An 18,332-nucleotide genomic window follows, 5' to 3' on the forward strand; every position below is an offset into this window, starting at 1 on the left:
TTTTTGAACTGACCAAGCTCAATTTAGTGATATTGCAAAGTAAATTGCAATGTACCGTTTGCTTTACCCGCAGTCGTGGTATCCGTGGTTTGAATATAGCCTGCTTCTAATGGAATAGCATAATGACCTGCGCTGTTATTCTTTTCACTGACAGTCATTAACTGACCTAATTTTATCGGTTGATTTTGATATTTAACCTGAATGCCATAGCCTTTGGCTGTATTGCTATCGGTGGGATTACTTAAACCAATGGTTCCTGCGGTTTGTTGCTCATCGGGCACACCATCAAATCGAATTTTGATTGGTGACACAGGATCACAACTCAAATCAATATTAAAATTTTTGATGCTCTCTGCACTGACAGAACCCACACCATTAAAGCTTGATTTAGGAACTGCACCGAGTGGAACATTAATGTTGTTATTCACAACATCACAGCCACTAGAAATAATGTTTAAAGACGATAGATTAATTCTAGGTTCAGTTTTTCCTACATAGTCACTGGTGATAAAACCATTATTGTAGATAATAAGCATAGCGACCCATGAAGCAGGGATCGTTTGTGATGTCACATTATCGCGTAATTTATAAAGCTTCATTTCTAATGAAACAGAATAATTGCCACTGGTCGCATTGGTTGAGCAAATAAGGCGATTACTGTAGTTACCATCAATGTTTTGCTGACCATCGACATAAGCTGTGCCACTGCAACTCCCGCTAATGATGCCACGCAAGGTATAACCCACACCACTACTGTTAAGCTCTTTGACATAAGCGCCATTGACTCTCGGGCTTGATGCGTTAAAAGAGCCTGGTAAATAAATACCAGGTCTTACTGCACCTCCAGAAAGGTTCCACCATGTCCATGCATTCATCGTTCCTAACGGAATGGTGGCGATCTCTGTTAAAATCGGCGCTGAACGTGAGACATAAATAGGCGCTGAATAGGTGACGGTTTTAGTGGTAAGGTCTGCCCTAAACTCTGCAAATGTGCTTGATGTATACAAAATAGCAGACAGACAACCAAGAGTTATATATTTATTCATTGTGCTCACCTATCTGCATTCAAGTTGTAAAAATTGGATTTTCTCTAAGGCAAGATCCACATTTAACGGTGTTTGACACTGTTCAACAGCACTGTTGCCCCACTTAGCTCGTAACTGGCTGTATTCTGGTACGCCATTTAAGAAAACTTCACCATCATTGGCCACAATGCCACTTGAAAGTACGTGGTCGTCTTTATAAATCTCAACTTGAGTACCAAATGGCAGCGGTGTTCCGTTGTAGTGTAAGTTTGCAAGCACACGAGCGCCTTTTCTTGCTTTGAAATCGGCTAAGACAATTGCACCTTTGGTTGGAATAACGGTTGTCGATGTTAATTCAACATCGTTATTACCTGTTAAAGAAGCTGGATCAACAGTGACTTTATTACGTTCATAACGTGAAACATTAGGAATAACGGCATAACCTTGCGCATTGGTATAAAGGCTTTGTGCGCTGCTGACTTTTAAGTGATCAACATCTTCTGCTTTAATTAAAATGGCAGAATCGTAAATGGTACGAGATGGCGTGATCCCACCTTGATGCACCAAAAGTGCGCCCGTCGCGCCCCAATTCATTGATTGATAGCGTTTGTCGTAACTGTAACCCGCACTGATCTCACCTCCAGAAGCACTGTAGTTACCATTAACGGAGCCGCTGTATTCTTGACGAGAATGGTTGTAGTTCTGTGAAATATCATATTGCAGATTGTTATCTTCCAACTGAGTACCACTTAAACTCACTGAACTAATAGAATCACCTTGTTTACTGGTGTTATAGCGATAACTTAACCAGTTGTTATTCTGTCCAATATTAAATGGAAGACTAAAATTAATAGATAAAATCTGATCGGTTAATCCACTTTCTTGACGCTTGTTATAGGCATAAGAGACGCTATAACTTAATGCACGATAATTTGAGTTAAAACTCACATTAACATTGCGATCAACTCTGTCTTGATACCAATAATATTGTTGATAACCATTTAATGAGAGATAACCCATATCGCCTAAAGATTGTGATACAGATAACTGGAACTGTTTTTTCTTACGATAAAGATGAGAAAAACGCTCGTTAGCTGTGGAGAAATCGTAATAATCTTTTGTTGAATAGCGATACGAAGCCAGTGAAAAACCCGTTTTAGTATCAGGTAAATACTTAGAATATTGAATACGATAAGATTGCCCTTGGGCTTCATCGTCATTTATTAACGTTGTTCTTGCGTGAGTAATATCTGCAGAAACGGCACCTAAATAGCCCAGATTAACCCCAGTACCTAACGCATAAGCTTGATAATCAGCCGAGATTAAGGTGCCGCCATAAAGGGATAAATTGTAAGGAAGCCCATAAATAGCTGAGGTTTGAAAGAAGTTAGGTTTTCTTGCCGCCGTATCGGCATGATATTTACCGATATCGACACTGTATTTTAAGTTACCCGCGCGCTGCATCATCGGCACCGCAGAAAAAGGTTGTGAAAAAGTACGGGTTGTTCCATCGGCTTCTTCGATCGTAACTTGTAAATCACCGCTATAAGACGTGGGATATAAATCTGAAATGGCAAACTCCCCCGGTGGAACGGAGGTCTGATAGATGATGCTGTTATTTTGTCGAACGGTGACAACGGCATTACTTTGCGCGATACCTCTAACGATGGGAGCAAATCCACGTTGGCTTTGTGGCAACATACTTTCATCAGAAGCCAATTTGATTCCACGATAAGGAATACTCTCTAATACATCATTATCAGAAGCGGTTTCACCGATAGTTAAACGACTTTTTAAACTACGAATATCTCGCTCAACATAAGTCTGCAAGCTATTCCATTGAGATGAGTTATCACTATTTTTATTGTAGTTGCTGTGGTTACGTAAACGCCAAGCACCAACGTTAACGCCACTACGTAATCCTAAGAAAATAGAGTTACTATTATTTTGGTCACGATACCAATACTGATTTTGACGATAAGTGTAATTCACAAAAGCAGCATTGATGCCATCGTTCCACTGTGCTGGTGGAATATAGCCTTGCCCATAATTGTATAAAGCAATTTGTGGTATAGAAAACGACAAGCGTGCTCGTGAAAAATCATACTCATACTTTGCATTCGGAATAATGCTAGCAATATCGGTAACTGTTGATGTGTTTGCTTGTTGGCTAAATTGCGATGTTGCAGACTCTTTCACTCCCCAATTTAATAAATCTTGTTTGGTTAGCTCAGGCGTCAACACCTTTTTTTCTTCATTAAAAATAAAACGGACTTGGCGATTGTCGATTAATTTATTATTGAGATAAATATCAACAGAGTAGACACCAGGAAGCTGTCCTCCTGTAAAAGAAAAGTAATCAAGGTTATTAATATCTGCAACCTGATTTTCTATGCCTAAATTGAGTGCATCAGGATTAAATTGCTCTTCAGCAGTCACCTGATAAGGAAATAAAATAGAGGCTATCGCTATGGCAAGCACACAGTGGCGATAGAGATTATCAGTAGGAAATACCGATAATCGTTTTGTAGATAACGCGATGATGGATAAAGTCATAACTCTACACTCTTAATTTAATACTTTATCTACAGTTGCACCGTAGTCATTAATAAACTGCACAATGACTTTCTGAGAAGTAGAACTCTCTTTAAGTAACACCACTTCTTGATAAGGGTTGATTAAAGGGTCGTAAGGGTAGCGTTTGTCATCAAGAAAAATATGTTTAATCGTGAGGTGATAAGGTGTTTTGTTCTTAAGCACCAAGCCTTGGCTTTGTTTTGATAATTCGACGTTATTAAAATTAAGTGGCTCAATATCATGAGAGCGTAAAAAGAGCTTAAATTGAGAGTTAATGACGAGTTGTAATTGATTTTCAGGGCTTTTTTCAACAGGTGGAATTGATTTTATATTAAGCCAATAGACGACTTCTGTATTTGAATTTAAGGGTTCACCAGTATAGGAAATACGTGCAGTTCCTGTGCCATCAGGTTCAATACGAAAAAGCGGTGGTGTTGCAATAAAAGGCGTTTTTTCTGTGCCTTGAAAAGCAGAAACCCAACTTTGGATAAGATAAGGCTTTTCTTTATCCGTATTTAGAATAGGAATGCTTATTTCACGAGCGTTATCGTTATAAACAAACCGAGTTCCCCCCACACTGACTCCAGCAGCATGGCTTACCGTTATGAGAGAAAATAATAAAAATAGGGTTAGAAAAATATTCTTTTTCATAAATGGCGCCACAAAGTTAAGGGAAATAAGAGGGTAATAAGTATTACCCTCATTTTTTATTATTTATATTGGATGCTATAAACCGCAGATCCATTTGCGGGACCTGGTGTTGCTTGGGCTGTTGCTTTGTAGCGTGCAACATAATCTAAGTTAATTTCAGTCCCTTTGATTTCGACTTCTTTCGAATCGTCATATAGGTTTATTTGAGATACGGCATCTTTTTCAAAAAGAGCGATACCCACATTTGTCGCGCCACCAGAGACTTGGTCAATCGCTAAAATATCGCTATCAATTGCATCTCGAGTTCCGCCAAAACGGACAGCGACAGTGGTATCTATAGGGCAATCAATAAGTTTAATCGTAAAGTCTTTAAGCCCTGCAACTTCACCTTTAGTTGCTAAACTTTTTGATGACACTTTTCCTAAATCTACGGTTAGATTTTTAGAAGAGCTATCCACAGTACAGGCTTGATCTGTTATTTCTCCGGTAAAGTTAATAGTGCCCGATGCAAAAGCAGCAGGTGCAGAAAGTAGAGAGAGACTCATCCCTAATAAATAGAGAGATTTATTTAATTTGCTCATGACCGGTCCTATATAAAAAGTAGTTATTTTTACTTTTTAATTTATTTATAAGTATAGATTTAAGTATTGGTTTATTCGCATAAGAAATATGCCAATAAAATATAACATCACAAAAAATTTAAGTTAATAAAGATTTACATGAGTTTTTTTTGTTTTTATATCGAATTATTTAATGTTCGTTTTTAAAATTAAAAATAATGTTTAATTAATCACTAATTAAATTTTGGTGTGGATTATTTATTAAAGATAATAGCTTTGCTATGTCTCCTGTTGAAAATGAATTTTTATTCAAATAAAGATAGAACTTATATTCTTTATCTTCATTATGTGTATTTAATTGTTTGATCGTATTTTTATTCAACTCTTCCTGAACAACCGTTAATGGAAGTCGAGAATAACCAAGACCTTGCTTAACAAAACTGATTGCCGTTTCCACAGAGCCAACATGAATAACTTGGTTATTATGATCAGCATTGGAGCTATCAGCGAGTAAGGAAATATAGGTATGTTGTTGTAATTCCTTAGATAATTCATCATCTTGAAGATGTTGTAAAACACTGTTCGGGTGTGTTACTAATACTGTTTTAATGCTTTCTAAATCAATGGGTTGTAATGATTTTACATTATAATGTGTTATCACCAAGTCTTGATCTTTTTGCGCTAAAATATCTGATTTACTCAGCGCTGTTTTATGAATATTGATATCATAGTGTTTATTCTCTTTAATAAATTGCGATATTTTATTCCAGAAAAGACCTGAAATATATAAAGGGTCGATAAGGATATTTATCTTTAACTTATTGTTAAATATTAAATTTTTAGCCTCTTTTTCTAATGAAATTGCTCTTTCAGTAATTTCTCTAGAGAGTTCAAGTAACAATTTACCTTCGTGAGTAAGTACCGCTCGTCTTTTCTCTAAAGAGAGTATTTCAATGCCTAAAGTTTGCTCTAATTTATTGATAGTATAGCTAATTGATGATTGTGTTCTATGTAATGCATCTGCGGCCTGAGCAAAGCCACCGTAGTCAACGACAGCTTGTAAGGTAATCCACTGATCGAGAGTCGTTCGGGATTTTTCCATAATGGAACCTTCTTATTATTGTTTATTTAATACTCATTAAAAATGAAGCTAGCAATATATCTTAGCATTGTTAATAGGTAGTAATACTCATTTTTAAACCAAGTTTAAAAAATATTAACATTATAAGCCGTAATGTTATTTATTAATGTTCAGTACAAATAACAAAAATAAATATTTATTTTTCTATTTAAATTATTTTGTTTGATAAATTAGATATGGATGGCTTTTACTCTTTTTTCTCAATATTACCCTATATAACTAAAAAGTGTTATTTATAGTGAGAATTAAGATTTTATATTTGTATTATTATTCGTTTTTGTTTATTTTTTTATTTATATTTTTAATTTTATTAAATTACAATCTTAAATTAATTTATATTCTTATTTTTTGTGTTTTAAAATTAAAGTAAATTTATTTTTAACATTTCTTTTACTTTTTGTGTTTTATTTTTTCTTATTTTTTTTAGTATAAAAACTTAAAATAATAAATATTCTATCTTTTGCTCAAGGTGATTAAAGCAAGAAAAAGACGATTGCTTTTGATGATAAACACTATGCAATAATCCAAATTGGATTGTATTTGGTTTTAAATGTGGATATATGAGATATTTTGTTATGTAAAACTATTGGAGTTTTAAATACCGATGTTAAGTTTTGTACGCTATAAATGTCTTAGCTTATTTAACTTAGGGAAAGGAAATAATCAGCTAGAGATAATAATTTAAAAGTTAAAAGCTAACAAAAAGCAATTTTTACTCACTCAAGGAGTTAATGTAGGTATAAAAACGTAAAAATATGATTTTGATCAATAATTGGTGGCTGATTTTAGTTAAGCGTCCGATTTCGTGGATAGAACCCTAAAATAATAAGGGTAAGACAAAACATATTTCACCTTAAGGTAAATTAAATGCCTTATCCAAAATGGCATTTTATTCTCTGGTTAAATGGGAGGGGGGTTAGGAAAATAGACTGCAATAAAAACATTCACCTGAAAGAGCCGCATTCTCTTTATGATGTTCACTTTATTATCTTCATCTTGCCATTAAGTGATAGATAGTTTCTTTTTGTTATTACTTATCAATTTTATTAAACAAAAAAGCAAAAAATAATCTTCCTTTTTTCTAGAAGTCAGAGAATAGGACAGAAATACGGATTAAATTTATACAATCAATGAACTATAAGAGGCGTAGATACACAGAATAGGGTGAAAAAAGTTTTAGCGTAGAGGGTAAAAGAATGAGAAAGAAAAGAATAAAGCCATTATCTTTCGTTTTTTCGAGAAGATAATGGCTTTTTTCAAATTAATTGAAGCAGAGCTTATAATCCGCCTACTTCTCTTGGTGTTGCTCGCATTGAGCTACGAATTGTATTGCCCATCATATCCACTCTGGCTTGGAATGGTGGGAACGGTAATGGGATGCCGTGCTCTGCAAAGGCTAAGAGAATATTTTGGTGGATCTCGTGTCTTGCTGGCATTCTGTGCCCCATCTCTGCGGCATAAACACGTAATTCAAAAATCTGAATACCTTGCTGTAAATCGACCAGATAAACCTCTGGTGCTGGGTTTTCTAAAATCATCGTAGAGCGTTTTGAGGCTTCTAATAACACATTTGTCACTTGCTCACTGTTACAGTCTGCTGGAGCAGGGATGGTCATTACGATACGAGTGACGGAATCTGAGAGTGACCAGTTAATAAATTGCTCTGTAATAAAAGCTTTGTTCGGTACGATAATTTCTTTTCTATCCCAGTCGGTTAAGGTCGTTGCCCGAGTGTTGATCTTAGAAATATTTCCGGTCAAATTCCGAATAGTGACGGTATCGCCAATACGGATTGGTTTTTCAAATAAGATCATCAAACCTGAAATGATGTTGGCAAAAATTTCTTGTAAGCCAAAACCTAACCCAACACCCATTGCTGCCACTAGCCACTGTAATTTTGACCACTCAATCCCTAATAAAGAGAAACCCACAATACTCCCAATTAAGGTGATGGTGTATTTGGTCATCGTGGTAATGGCGTAACCTGTACCCGGTGTTAAATCAAGATGCTGTAAAATGGCCAACTCAAGTAAAGCAGGGAGATTTCGTACTAATTGGGTTGTAATAATAATGACAAGGATTGCCACTAAAATAGAACCCATCGTAATAGGTTGTACCGTGTTAACACCGTTTACCGATGAGGTGACGTCCCAAAGTCGGATATTATCAACGAAAGAGAACGCGGTGTTTAATTCAGACCATAATAAGATCATCGAGACTAATGCAATCATCGTTAGAATAGAGCGAACTAAACCAATGGATTGCGCACTGATAGCATCAAGGTCTATTTCTTGAGCTTCAATTTCAAGCCCTACTGTGCTCTCACCACTGCTCCCAACAATCGTATTTTCATCTTCACCTTTTGCACGCTGAGCCAGAATTTCTGCACGCTTTTGTTTAGCTCGTTCAAAGGCTAATTTTCGGCGCTGAATAAGCATCCATCGCTGAATAATGTGGTAGATAATTAGTAGAGCAAACCAAATGGCGACAGACATTTCTAAACGACCGAGTAAGATAATCGATGTAGAAAGGTAACCTAAGACGGCGGCTAAACCTGCAATAACCGGGGCAAGCAGTAAGAACCACCATAAAATGGTATTGATAAGGTTATCGCCAGATCCATGTTTATCAAGATAAAGTGGGACGTGAGCTTTTTTAAGGCTAGATGTAATAAAGCTTAGGGCGATACAGAGCAGTAAGAAACAGAAGCGGCCAACCGTTGGTGCAAATTCTCTATCGCTATAATATTCAAAGGTAACTAATGACATCATCAGCGGAACGATGACAAAAATAGAAAGCTGGTAAAAGCGCATCGCTTTTTTAACACGGCTCTCTTTCCATTTAAATTGAGCAATAAATAGGCCGTTATGACGTGCAAAGGTTGCACTTATCATAAATAGCCACAGCACAGGTGCTGCTGCTGTGACGCCATATCCAATAGCTCCCGCCATTGGATAACGCCATTCAACACTTTGTAAGCCATAACCTACGGCAGACCATAACAGCGGTAATGGCAACGCAATTAAAATAGACCAAAAGACCGTGCGTATCGTCAGTGAAAAGTGATCTTGTGTGACTTTACCAATACGGTTGCTGACTCTTTCAAGAAATGCGTTGTAGTGTTTTCGAGTGCGTAGGCTAAAGCCCACAATTGATAAAGTGACAAATAGGAACAGGAACGTATCCTGATTTTTAAGCATGCTGACAGCAGCATGACCTAATTGTGAGAAGGTATCTAGCGAAAGCAATCGAGTGATATCTTTGACTAATAAAACCGGATAATTAAATTTGATGGGGCTGATATCAGCAACCCAGAACATATAACGGTTTGTGGCGTCTTTTGTCTCTTTTAATGCATCCGCTAATTGTGTTGTTGCCACTTTTAGTTTTGTTAACTCAAGAATTTGAGAGTCATAACCGGATAGCAACGAATTCAATAATTCATGGCGTGCTTGAATAAGAGAATCAAAAATATATTGCTGAGCTTCAGGCAATTTAGAGCCATCTGCGGTTTCTGGTGGCTGGATCTTACTTAAGTTTTCCAGCATATCTTCATAGCCTAAACGCTCGACACGTAACTGAATAATATCTCTATCAAGTTCTTGTGAACGAGGCATTTCAGGTAAGCGGGAAAGCTGTGTTCTTAATGCTTCACCTAATGCTGTGGAGCCACTTAACCACTGTGCTTGTTCTCGAATAGTGGTAAGCGTTTGACGAACTTGTTGTGTCTGCTGTGTGGTAATGCGTTGTTTTTCTGATAACTCACTCATTTCCTGTGTTTGTTTATTCAGGATCTGAGAAAGTTCACGGTTAGTTTGGATCTGTTTTGTCAGAAATTCAGGAAGCTCGCCACCTTTCTCCGCCAGCATTTCTGTTTTTTCTAATGCCAGATCAGCCACTTCTTGGCGCTTTATATTTAATAAGCTGCGCAATTGTTGTAGTTGCACATCAAGGCGCTGATAGCGTTTTTTAAATAATTCTAAGCGAAGGCGAGCAATTTCTTGGCGGTTATTAGCCGAAAGTTGTGCCATTTCAAGCTCATTAACCATCGCTTTACGTGCGGTGACTTCAGCTTGTGTTAGCTTATTTTGTGCTTCTGTTAACGGTGTTGTTGACGCACTGGCAGCGGCGAGTCTTGCTGTTGCATCGCTGAGTAAACGGCGTGCTTCAGAAAGCTGCTGCGGTAATAGGTTTAAAGATTCGCTAATTTCTCGGCTTTTATCTTGCTCTTGTTGTTGAAGCCTTGCTTGTTCCATTAATTGGCTACTGATCTGAATAATTTTCTGTTCTAAATCAGGAATGCTAATTTTTTCAGGGATAGTCGGAACAGCATGGCTTTCTTCAAGCAGTTTGGTTCTTAGCTCTTGCGTAATTTGAGGGTAATCATCAATCGTTTTTTGATAGTTATCTGCGTTTGTTTGCGCTTTATCACCATCATTAATCCAGTTGATAGTGCCTTGTAGCGCCTGAACTGCCTCAATATCTTGAGGATTGGTGCTTCCTTCAAGTTGTTTAATATCTTGACGTAATTTTTCTACATCCGCTGATATTGCAGATGTGCTTAACGAAAGCGTCAAAAAGAGCGAGAAGAAAAGACTGATTATCAGGCGCACAAAGGTTACTCCGAATTACGTGTTATTCACTGATGGCATTATTGTCATTACCAGCGACATTGATGATGGAACCCAATTGTTCCCCCATTAATGTAACGGAGCCATTCATAAGATCTTTATTCAGTTGAACGGTATTTTCTGGGAAAAGATTGATGACCGTTGAGCCTAACTTAAATCGGCCCATTTCTTCCCCTTTTTTCAAGAATATCGCACCTGCTTTATCGGCTTGCGGATATGTCCAACGTTTAATAATACCTTCACGAGGTGGTGTTACCATGCCACACCAAACCGTTTCAATACTACCAACAATTGTTGCACCCACTAGAATTTGTATCATGGGGCCAAATTGAGTTTCAAAGAGGCAGATAATACGTTCATTACGTGCAAATAAGTTAGGAACATTAGCCGCGGTTAATGGATTAACAGAGAAGAGATCGCCTGGAACATAAATCATCTCTTTTAATAAACCATCACAAGGCATGTGAACACGGTGGTAATCACGGGGTGAAAGATATGTCGTAATAAACTGACCATTACGGAACTTATCTGCCAACATAAAATTACCCGCAAGTAACGCTTCAAGGGTGTAATGATGCCCTTTAGCTTGCAGAATTTGATCGTCTTGAATAAGACCGAGTTGGCTTACTGCGCCATCAGCAGGCAATGCAAGTTGGTCATCACCTTCGATAATAGGGCGAGCGCCATCTTTTAATGCACGAATAAAGAAATCGTTGAATGAAGAATAAGCTTGGAACTGGCTATCTTTTGCTTCATTCATATCGACTTTATATGCTTTAGCAAAGGCCTTGATCGCAAATTGGGTAATTACACCCGCTTTTTTGTTTGCAAACCAACCTGCTAGCTGTGTGAGCCATAATTTAGGCAATAAATACTGTAGTTTAATTTTTAGCTTGTCCAAAATGGCAACCTCTGGGATTGAACGATAAAAAATAGACAAAAGGGGTCTATTGTACCCACCCTTAATAGGGTTGTCAGTGAATCAATTATTAAGAGTCTAAATTAATGTTCTTACGAACCTTCACCTGACTCATACTTTCTAAAATACGATGGTAATTTTCAAAGCGTGTTTCTGCAATTTCGTTGTTTCTCACTGCTTTACTAATTAAGCAACCCGGATCATCCAAGTGTTTGCAATCGCGGAATTTACACCCTCCCAAATAAGGTCTAAATTCAATAAATCCTTTTGTTACTTGTTCTGGTGTTAAATGCCATAGACCAAATTCACGCACACCCGGCGAGTCAATGACATCTCCTCCTTGCGGGAAATGGTAAAGGCGTGATGCGGTGGTGGTATGCTGACCTAAACCTGAATTATCAGAAACCTGATTAACCAGAATGCTTTCTTCCATTGGTGGTAATAACGTATTGAGTAAGCTTGATTTTCCGACACCAGATTGCCCAGCAAAAATGGAGATACGGCCAATCAACTCTTGTGTTAATGCATCAAGACCTTCTTTGGTGTAGCTAGAAACTTCAAGAACACGATAACCAATATTTTTATAAGTTTGCATCCATTCGCTGACAGTCTTGCGGCTTTCCTCGTCTAACATATCGATTTTATTGAGTACAATCAGAGGCTCTACGTTTAACGTTTCACAGGCTACAAGGTAACGGTCGATAATATTTAAAGAGAGTTCAGGCAAAATAGCCGAAACGATAATAATTTGATCAATATTAGCCGCGATAGGTTTAATACCATCATAATAGTCAGGACGAGTAAGTACTGACGTTCGTTCGTGTACCGCTTCTACAATACCGTTTACGCGGACATTTTCTTGTGTTTGTAGCGCAGGACGCCAAACAACTTTATCACCCGTTACCAGTGATGAAATTGTGCGTCGAATATTGCATCGTGCAATGGTGCCGTCAGCAGCTTCGATATCTGCATGTTGACCAAAACGGCTGATCACTAAGCCTTCGGTCGCTTCGCCTAATTGCGTATCGTCTAATTCAACGTGGTTTTTTTTCTCTTTGCTCTGCAAACGCTTTTTATGATTTTCTTGTACTCGGCGTTGCTGGCCTTTAGATAATTTACGTTTTGTCACCGATCCTCACTTGTATTATTCGGTTAGATGTTCTTCTGTCGTGCTTATTGAGTAAACGCGCTATGATAAACGCTAAAATATCATGTCTCACACTTAGAAACAGCTAGGATATATTATGTCAAAAAGCGAGAACAATCTGATCTGGATAGATCTGGAAATGACAGGTCTTGATCCTGAATGTGACCGTATCATCGAAATAGCCACTATCGTGACAGATCCTCAACTTAATATTTTAGCAGAAGGCCCTGTTATTGCAGTCCATCAATCTGATGAACAATTAAGTTTAATGGATGAATGGAATACACGTACTCATACAGGTAGTGGTTTAGTTGAGCGTGTAAAAGCCAGTTCATATGATGATAATTCAGCACAAAAAGCGACAATTGAATTCCTAGAAAAATGGGTACCAAAAGGCGTATCACCTATCTGTGGTAATAGTGTGGGGCAAGATAGACGTTTTCTATACCGTTACATGCCCGAACTAGAGCAATATTTTCACTACCGTTATCTTGATGTGAGTACATTAAAAGAATTAGCACGTCGTTGGAAACCTGAAATTTTAGAAGGTTTTGAGAAAAAAAATACTCATCAGGCACTGGATGATATTCGTGAATCCATTGCAGAGCTTGATTATTATCGTAAAACCTTTATTAAAGAGTAAAAAGTGTGCATTCATGATTGATATTGCATCATTGTGATGATTTTATCGGCATGTAATCAAAAAAACGTATTTTTTTGTTGATAAGGGCTTGCGGTTAAGCATTTTTCTCGTATAATGCGCTTCCCGTACCGATGAAGAATTTCGTTTGTACGGGTGTAAGAAAGACGCGGGAATAGCTCAGTTGGTAGAGCACAACCTTGCCAAGGTTGGGGTCGCGAGTTCGAGTCTCGTTTCCCGCTCCAATCTTTCTTAGACAGTTATGAGTAGTGTTATGCGACGCGGGAATAGCTCAGTTGGTAGAGCACAACCTTGCCAAGGTTGGGGTCGCGAGTTCGAGTCTCGTTTCCCGCTCCAAATCTTTCACTCATCATTGTCAAAACTTACCAAATGCGGGAATAGCTCAGTTGGTAGAGCACAACCTTGCCAAGGTTGGGGTCGCGAGTTCGAGTCTCGTTTCCCGCTCCAAGTTTTTCTCTTCTAGTTTTGTTCTTCTAATCAAAAATCAATACGTTATCCTAATAGTCTACGGCTAAGTAGCGCTTTCATATCTCGTCTACCATCAGTAATGACATAAATAATAATTTGCCGAAATTTATGAATACCTAAAGTTTGTAACTCATAAGGTACAGTTCCCTTCATTGGAAAGTTAGTTAAATTGTCTGCTACTGCTAGTAACTCATCTAATACATAATCTGTATTTTCTGGGCAGTCATGTTCAGAAATATAGTTGTGAATGTTTTCTAAATCTGCCTCGGCATCTTTAGTAACTACGACCTTGTATGATGCCATTCTTTCTACTTCCTTTTATTTTTTAAACGCTGAACAACACTTTTTATATCACTGACTTCGCCTGATTCAACTTGTTGTTGACCTAATGCTAATATTTTCAGTAAAGCTAACGTTTATTGAGTTTCTTCATAAGATTCAATATCTTGGATGACTGCCTTAGCTTCGCCATTTTGAGTAATAATCATAGGGGAGCCTGATTCGGTAAGTTTTACCATTACTTCAGCCATATTGGCCTTTAAATAGCTAATTGGTTTAATTTGTTCGGAATAACGCATATTCACCTCTCCATAAATTAAGTCTTAATTTAGACCAAAAAAAGACTATGTTCGCTAGTCTAATAATGTATAGTCTAAAATATAACCAAAAAATCTTTATTTTTTCTCTCGCTTTTTTAAATATCGGCTACACTATTTTAGGGTGTAGGTTAGGGGCTTTTACTTAATACTCATAAAGAGAGTGTATGTGGGATAATTGTTCAAAAAAGAAAATGTTATTACTACATGTAAGATCAAGCTATTTTTTTGTGATCTATCTTTGATCTTTGCTTGCATTTCTATTTTGACAGCACTAGAATGTGCGCCTTTCCTCATTTAGAGGGGAAACTAAAGGCAAGATCATTTTTTAGGTTTTAGACCTTTATTCTGTTAAACATACATTGAATAGTATTTTAGAAAAAGAAAAGGGTTTCTTAGGCTTTTCTTTAAAAAAACGTGATATATATTCTACTATTCTTAAAATCTTCCCAAATCAATTTATCCACAGTGAGATGCTAATAACCACCGCATCTAAGCACTATTTATTTTTTTACTGCACAGAGTTATCCACAAGCACGTGTCATTAAGTGACAAGGATATTATTCTCTTCAATAAATTAATTGGATTTTATATCTAATTGATAACTAAGTTTATTTTAATTTTTTTAAATTTTGAGTCTTAGTTCGCTTGAATTTTTTGTTCATGTTGATAGGCAAGGGATTTTTATTTTATTCACAGAGGAAATTAATGATTACGCGTAATGCGCTTATTCTGTTAAAAATTAAGCATCACGAGGTAAACCTTTAGTTATCGCCCTTACTAAACGTTTTTGTTGTGAAGTTTGTATTTTTACTTCTTTTTCATTTCTCTTCGCTGTCTGTTGTGTAATCGCCCAGTTTAAATGTTCATCTAAAACATCACTCAGTCCAAAGCGTTCTTGCAAGGCAAGTATAATTTTATCTTGATAAGGTGCATTTCCTAACGCCACGCTAATATTTCTAAGCCAACGTAAATAGCCAATACGACGGATCGGTGAGCCTTCAGTGATACGCAGAAATTTATCTTCACTCCATTGAAAGAGATCGAGTAATTCTGGGGTATGAAGCGCTCTTCTTGGTGAGAAATCTTCTTCGTCAGTCAGTGATGAAAAACGATTCCAAGGACAAATAAGCTGGCAATCATCACAACCATAAATACGATTGCCCATAAGAGGGCGAAATTCTTCAGGAATAGCACCATCGAGTTCGATAGTGAGATAAGAAATACAGCGACGAGCATCAATAGTATAAGGTTCAACAATGGCACCTGTCGGACAGGTTGTCATACAGGCGACACATTTACCGCACTGTTCTTCAACTGGGCTATCAGTAGGTAATGGCAAATCAATCAGTAATTCACCAAGAAAAAACCAAGAACCTGCTTGATTGTTAATAACAAGTGAGTGTTTACCAACCCAGCCAAGTCCTGCCTTAACAGCCAATGGGCGTTCCATGATAGGTGCTGAATCAACGAAAGGTCGAAAGTTGACTATCCCTTGATATTCAAATTGCTGACAATATTGTGAAATTTTTTCGCCAAGTTTTTTAAGACGCTGCCTTAATACTTTGTGATAATCCCGACCAAGCGCATAACGGCTGATATAACCTTGTTCTGGATTATTTAAGGTTCGTGCAAAAGCCGCATCGGTGGGGAGATAATTCATTCTGACGCTGATAACGCGTAATGTACCCGGAACCAGTTCATGAGGTCTGGCTCGTGTCATTCCATACTTTTCCATCCAGGCCATTTCACCATGATATTGCTTATCTAGCCACGCTTGCAGGCGAGGTTCTTCAAGTGATAAGTCAGTATCACATATCCCTGTTTGTTGAAAACCTAGCTCAGATCCCCATAATTTAATATTTTGAGCGAGGAGATTAAGATCGAGTGATGACATGAATAAACCGAATCAGTAGGTAAGAGGTGAGTCCTAAGAGCGCGCAGTGTATCATAGTGAGGCTGTAGGAAAAATCCTCGCAATAAATAGATTTATGGTATGGTTATTTGATAGTGATTTCGATAACTATTTGCCTTAAGAAAACATATAAAGCTTAGTATTTGATATTCTCCAACGATCTCTCTTTATTAAGCCGTTATAACTTAACAATAGATTATATAAATATGAAAGAATGGGTTGTTACATTAGAAGATGAAGCGGCAACAGTTGAACTAGGGCGTACTGTTGCAATGGCGACGGAGCATAGCGGATTGATCATTTATTTATATGGCGATCTTGGTGCTGGAAAAACAACCTTTAGCCGAGGATTTTTACAAGCTCTTGGTCATCAAGGGCATGTTAAAAGCCCTACATATACATTAGTAGAACCTTATATGCTTTCGCCAAATCCCGTTTATCATTTTGATCTTTATCGTTTAGCTTCCGCTGAAGAACTGGAATTTATGGGAATACGCGACTATTTTGAGCAAGATGCGTTATGCCTGATTGAATGGCCATCTCAAGGCGAAGGCTTTTTACCTAACGCAGATTTAGAACTTCATTTAAGCTACGAAGATGAAGGTCGAAAAGCGCGTTTTGTTGCCCTTTCATCAAGAGGGAACACTGTTTTATCCCGTATTCAGTCCGCATAAAGGAATATTGATTATGTCGAGTCTCATCACTACTGTGAGTCAAAGTCAGCGCTATGTTGTTGCCTTTCTGTTGGTTGTTTTGTCTTTATTTTTTGTGCAAATAGCACAAGCCGCTACTGTGACAGAAGTAAAAGCAGAAAACGGTATTTCAGCAACAACTCTCACATTTACTTTTAGTGATGGGAAGCCGAGTTATCGATATTACTCATTAAAAAGCCCTGACCGTTTAGTGATGGATTTTAAACAGGGTACAAAAATCACGGGATTACCGGCAACATTAGGCAATGGGCAGTTAGTTCATAAAATTCGCTCAACACAATCAAAAGATAGCCAATACCAAAGTATGGTCGTGGAGCTTGCTCAGCCTGTTGTGGTGACTGAAAGTTTGATGAGTGTAAGTGGTGGCTATAAGTTAGTGCTTACTATCAAAGCTATGAATGCTCGACAAAATAGCAATGCCCAATCGACAGTAAGTGTTGTTGCGTTATCACCGACTGCAACAGCAACGACATCACATTCAAGTGCAAATACAAATCGGGAAATGGCGCCTTTAATGACTAAGCCAGTAACCGAGGTTACGCCTGTTGTTCCTATTGCAAAACCACGCACCACACCTTCAAAACCGCAAGCAGGCTCTCGCCAAATTATTATTGCGATAGATGCTGGTCATGGCGGGCAAGATCCCGGTGCGATTGGCCAGAAAGGTAATCGTGAAAAAGACGTAACGCTAAGTGTGGCAAGAAAGTTAGAAGCTCGCTTACGTAATGATCCTATGTTTAAGCCTGTTCTAACACGCAGCGGCGATTATTTTATCTCAGTTGCGGGGCGTTCTGAAGTCGCCCGTAAGCAAAGTGCAAATATGTTAGTGTCTATTCATGCAGACTCAGCACCCAATCGTAGTGCAAGAGGCGCTTCTGTATGGGTGCTTTCTAATCGTCGTGCAAACAGTGAATTAGGTAAGTGGCTTGAGCAAAGCGAGAAACAATCTGAATTACTCGGTGGTGCTGGTGATGCATTAGACGGGGCTGATCCTTATTTAAGCCAAACAGTACTCGATTTACAGTTTGGCAATTCACAGCGAGTGGGTTATGACGTTGCCGTTGCTGTATTGTCTGAACTAAGAAAAGTGGGTTCACTACATAAGAAAACACCAGAGCATGCAAGCTTAGGTGTTTTACGTTCACCCGATATCCCTTCAATTTTAGTTGAAACAGGCTTTATCAGTCATGCGTCAGAAGAGCAGTTACTGATTTCTGATGCTTATCAAGAGAAACTTGCGGCATCTATTCACGCTGGTTTAAGAAATTACTTTCTGGCTCACCCGTTACAAAACGCGCCTAATTGATTGAGTAGAATGGAATAAAGGT

Annotated in this window: 14 protein-coding genes and 3 tRNA genes; 6 read left to right on the forward strand and 11 right to left on the reverse strand. The window is 37.9% G+C overall.

Annotation, left to right across the window (positions count from 1 at the left end; genetic code table 11):
• Positions 1 to 23: 23 nt before the first annotated feature.
• From BTA34_RS17985 to rsgA, 8 genes are all read right to left on the reverse strand, one after another.
• Positions 24 to 1,046 carry a fimbrial protein gene (locus BTA34_RS17985; protein WP_151436678.1) on the reverse strand — a complete coding sequence of 341 codons (1,023 nt, stop codon included), beginning with the start codon at positions 1,044 to 1,046 and terminating at the stop codon, positions 24 to 26.
• A gap of 9 nt (positions 1,047 to 1,055) precedes the next feature.
• A complete protein-coding gene (locus tag BTA34_RS17990; RefSeq protein ID WP_151436679.1) occupies positions 1,056 to 3,581 on the reverse strand; it encodes a fimbria/pilus outer membrane usher protein in 2,526 nt (841 codons plus the stop codon).
• A 12-nt stretch (positions 3,582 to 3,593) separates the two neighbouring features.
• On the reverse strand, positions 3,594 to 4,253 hold the full coding sequence (locus BTA34_RS17995; protein ID WP_151436680.1) for a molecular chaperone: 660 nt from the start codon (positions 4,251 to 4,253) through the stop codon (positions 3,594 to 3,596).
• 59 nt (positions 4,254 to 4,312) lie between these two features.
• Positions 4,313 to 4,834, reverse strand: coding sequence for a fimbrial protein (locus BTA34_RS18000; protein ID WP_151436681.1), 522 nt, complete (start codon positions 4,832 to 4,834; stop codon positions 4,313 to 4,315).
• Between the two features lie 205 nt (positions 4,835 to 5,039).
• Entirely contained in the window at positions 5,040 to 5,915 is an 876-nt protein-coding gene (locus tag BTA34_RS18005) for a LysR family transcriptional regulator (RefSeq protein ID WP_151436682.1), read from the reverse strand.
• Positions 5,916 to 7,231: 1,316 nt separating this feature from the next.
• Positions 7,232 to 10,567: a miniconductance mechanosensitive channel MscM gene (gene mscM, locus BTA34_RS18010; RefSeq protein ID WP_151436683.1), complete on the reverse strand. Its 3,336-nt coding sequence runs from the start codon at positions 10,565 to 10,567 to the stop codon at positions 7,232 to 7,234.
• 22 nt (positions 10,568 to 10,589) lie between these two features.
• On the reverse strand, positions 10,590 to 11,486 hold the full coding sequence (gene asd, locus BTA34_RS18015; protein ID WP_151436684.1) for an archaetidylserine decarboxylase: 897 nt from the start codon (positions 11,484 to 11,486) through the stop codon (positions 10,590 to 10,592).
• Between the two features lie 88 nt (positions 11,487 to 11,574).
• Entirely contained in the window at positions 11,575 to 12,633 is a 1,059-nt protein-coding gene (rsgA, locus tag BTA34_RS18020; RefSeq protein ID WP_151436685.1) for a small ribosomal subunit biogenesis GTPase RsgA, read from the reverse strand.
• A 115-nt stretch (positions 12,634 to 12,748) separates the two neighbouring features.
• Between rsgA and orn the strand changes: the two genes are divergently transcribed.
• The 4 genes from orn to BTA34_RS18040 all read left to right on the forward strand — a co-directional run bounded on the left by orn (position 12,749) and on the right by BTA34_RS18040 (position 13,759).
• A complete protein-coding gene (orn, locus tag BTA34_RS18025; RefSeq protein WP_151436686.1) occupies positions 12,749 to 13,294 on the forward strand; it encodes an oligoribonuclease in 546 nt (181 codons plus the stop codon).
• A 166-nt stretch (positions 13,295 to 13,460) separates the two neighbouring features.
• Positions 13,461 to 13,536, forward strand: a tRNA-Gly gene (locus BTA34_RS18030).
• Positions 13,537 to 13,572: 36 nt separating this feature from the next.
• Positions 13,573 to 13,648, forward strand: a tRNA-Gly gene (locus BTA34_RS18035).
• 35 nt (positions 13,649 to 13,683) lie between these two features.
• Positions 13,684 to 13,759, forward strand: a tRNA-Gly gene (locus BTA34_RS18040).
• Between the two features lie 45 nt (positions 13,760 to 13,804).
• Here the strand turns inward: BTA34_RS18040 and BTA34_RS18045 are convergent.
• From BTA34_RS18045 to queG, 3 genes are all read right to left on the reverse strand, one after another.
• Positions 13,805 to 14,083 carry a type II toxin-antitoxin system RelE/ParE family toxin gene (locus tag BTA34_RS18045; protein WP_151436687.1) on the reverse strand — a complete coding sequence of 93 codons (279 nt, stop codon included), beginning with the start codon at positions 14,081 to 14,083 and terminating at the stop codon, positions 13,805 to 13,807.
• A 113-nt stretch (positions 14,084 to 14,196) separates the two neighbouring features.
• Positions 14,197 to 14,358, reverse strand: coding sequence for a type II toxin-antitoxin system Phd/YefM family antitoxin (locus BTA34_RS18470; protein ID WP_265576129.1), 162 nt, complete (start codon positions 14,356 to 14,358; stop codon positions 14,197 to 14,199).
• Between the two features lie 760 nt (positions 14,359 to 15,118).
• The gene (queG, locus tag BTA34_RS18055; RefSeq protein WP_151436688.1) at positions 15,119 to 16,273 is read right to left on the reverse strand and encodes a tRNA epoxyqueuosine(34) reductase QueG; all 1,155 of its coding nucleotides are present in this window, start codon (positions 16,271 to 16,273) and stop codon (positions 15,119 to 15,121) included.
• Between the two features lie 224 nt (positions 16,274 to 16,497).
• On the opposite strand from queG, the gene tsaE reads away from it, so the two are divergent.
• Both tsaE and BTA34_RS18065 read left to right on the forward strand, forming a co-directional pair.
• Entirely contained in the window at positions 16,498 to 16,965 is a 468-nt protein-coding gene (gene tsaE / locus BTA34_RS18060) for a tRNA (adenosine(37)-N6)-threonylcarbamoyltransferase complex ATPase subunit type 1 TsaE (protein WP_151436689.1), read from the forward strand.
• 13 nt (positions 16,966 to 16,978) lie between these two features.
• The gene (locus BTA34_RS18065; protein WP_151436690.1) at positions 16,979 to 18,310 is read left to right on the forward strand and encodes an N-acetylmuramoyl-L-alanine amidase; all 1,332 of its coding nucleotides are present in this window, start codon (positions 16,979 to 16,981) and stop codon (positions 18,308 to 18,310) included.
• Positions 18,311 to 18,332: the final 22 nt, after the last annotated feature.

The organism is Proteus sp. CD3 (assembly GCF_008808075.1).
Lineage (GTDB): Bacteria > Pseudomonadota > Gammaproteobacteria > Enterobacterales > Enterobacteriaceae > Proteus > Proteus appendicitidis.

Coding starts and splice junctions, on each gene's coding strand:
- BTA34_RS17995 (WP_151436680.1), bottom strand. CDS start 4,253: ATGAAAAAGAATATTTTTCTAACCCTATTTTTATTATTTTCTCTCATA.
- BTA34_RS18470 (WP_265576129.1), bottom strand. CDS start 14,358: ATGCGTTATTCCGAACAAATTAAACCAATTAGCTATTTAAAGGCCAAT.
- tsaE (WP_151436689.1), top strand. CDS start 16,498: ATGAAAGAATGGGTTGTTACATTAGAAGATGAAGCGGCAACAGTTGAA.
- queG (WP_151436688.1), bottom strand. CDS start 16,273: ATGTCATCACTCGATCTTAATCTCCTCGCTCAAAATATTAAATTATGG.
- orn (WP_151436686.1), top strand. CDS start 12,749: ATGTCAAAAAGCGAGAACAATCTGATCTGGATAGATCTGGAAATGACA.
- BTA34_RS17985 (WP_151436678.1), bottom strand. CDS start 1,046: ATGAATAAATATATAACTCTTGGTTGTCTGTCTGCTATTTTGTATACA.
- BTA34_RS18065 (WP_151436690.1), top strand. CDS start 16,979: ATGTCGAGTCTCATCACTACTGTGAGTCAAAGTCAGCGCTATGTTGTT.
- BTA34_RS17990 (WP_151436679.1), bottom strand. CDS start 3,581: ATGACTTTATCCATCATCGCGTTATCTACAAAACGATTATCGGTATTT.
- BTA34_RS18045 (WP_151436687.1), bottom strand. CDS start 14,083: ATGGCATCATACAAGGTCGTAGTTACTAAAGATGCCGAGGCAGATTTA.
- BTA34_RS18000 (WP_151436681.1), bottom strand. CDS start 4,834: ATGAGCAAATTAAATAAATCTCTCTATTTATTAGGGATGAGTCTCTCT.
- BTA34_RS18005 (WP_151436682.1), bottom strand. CDS start 5,915: ATGGAAAAATCCCGAACGACTCTCGATCAGTGGATTACCTTACAAGCT.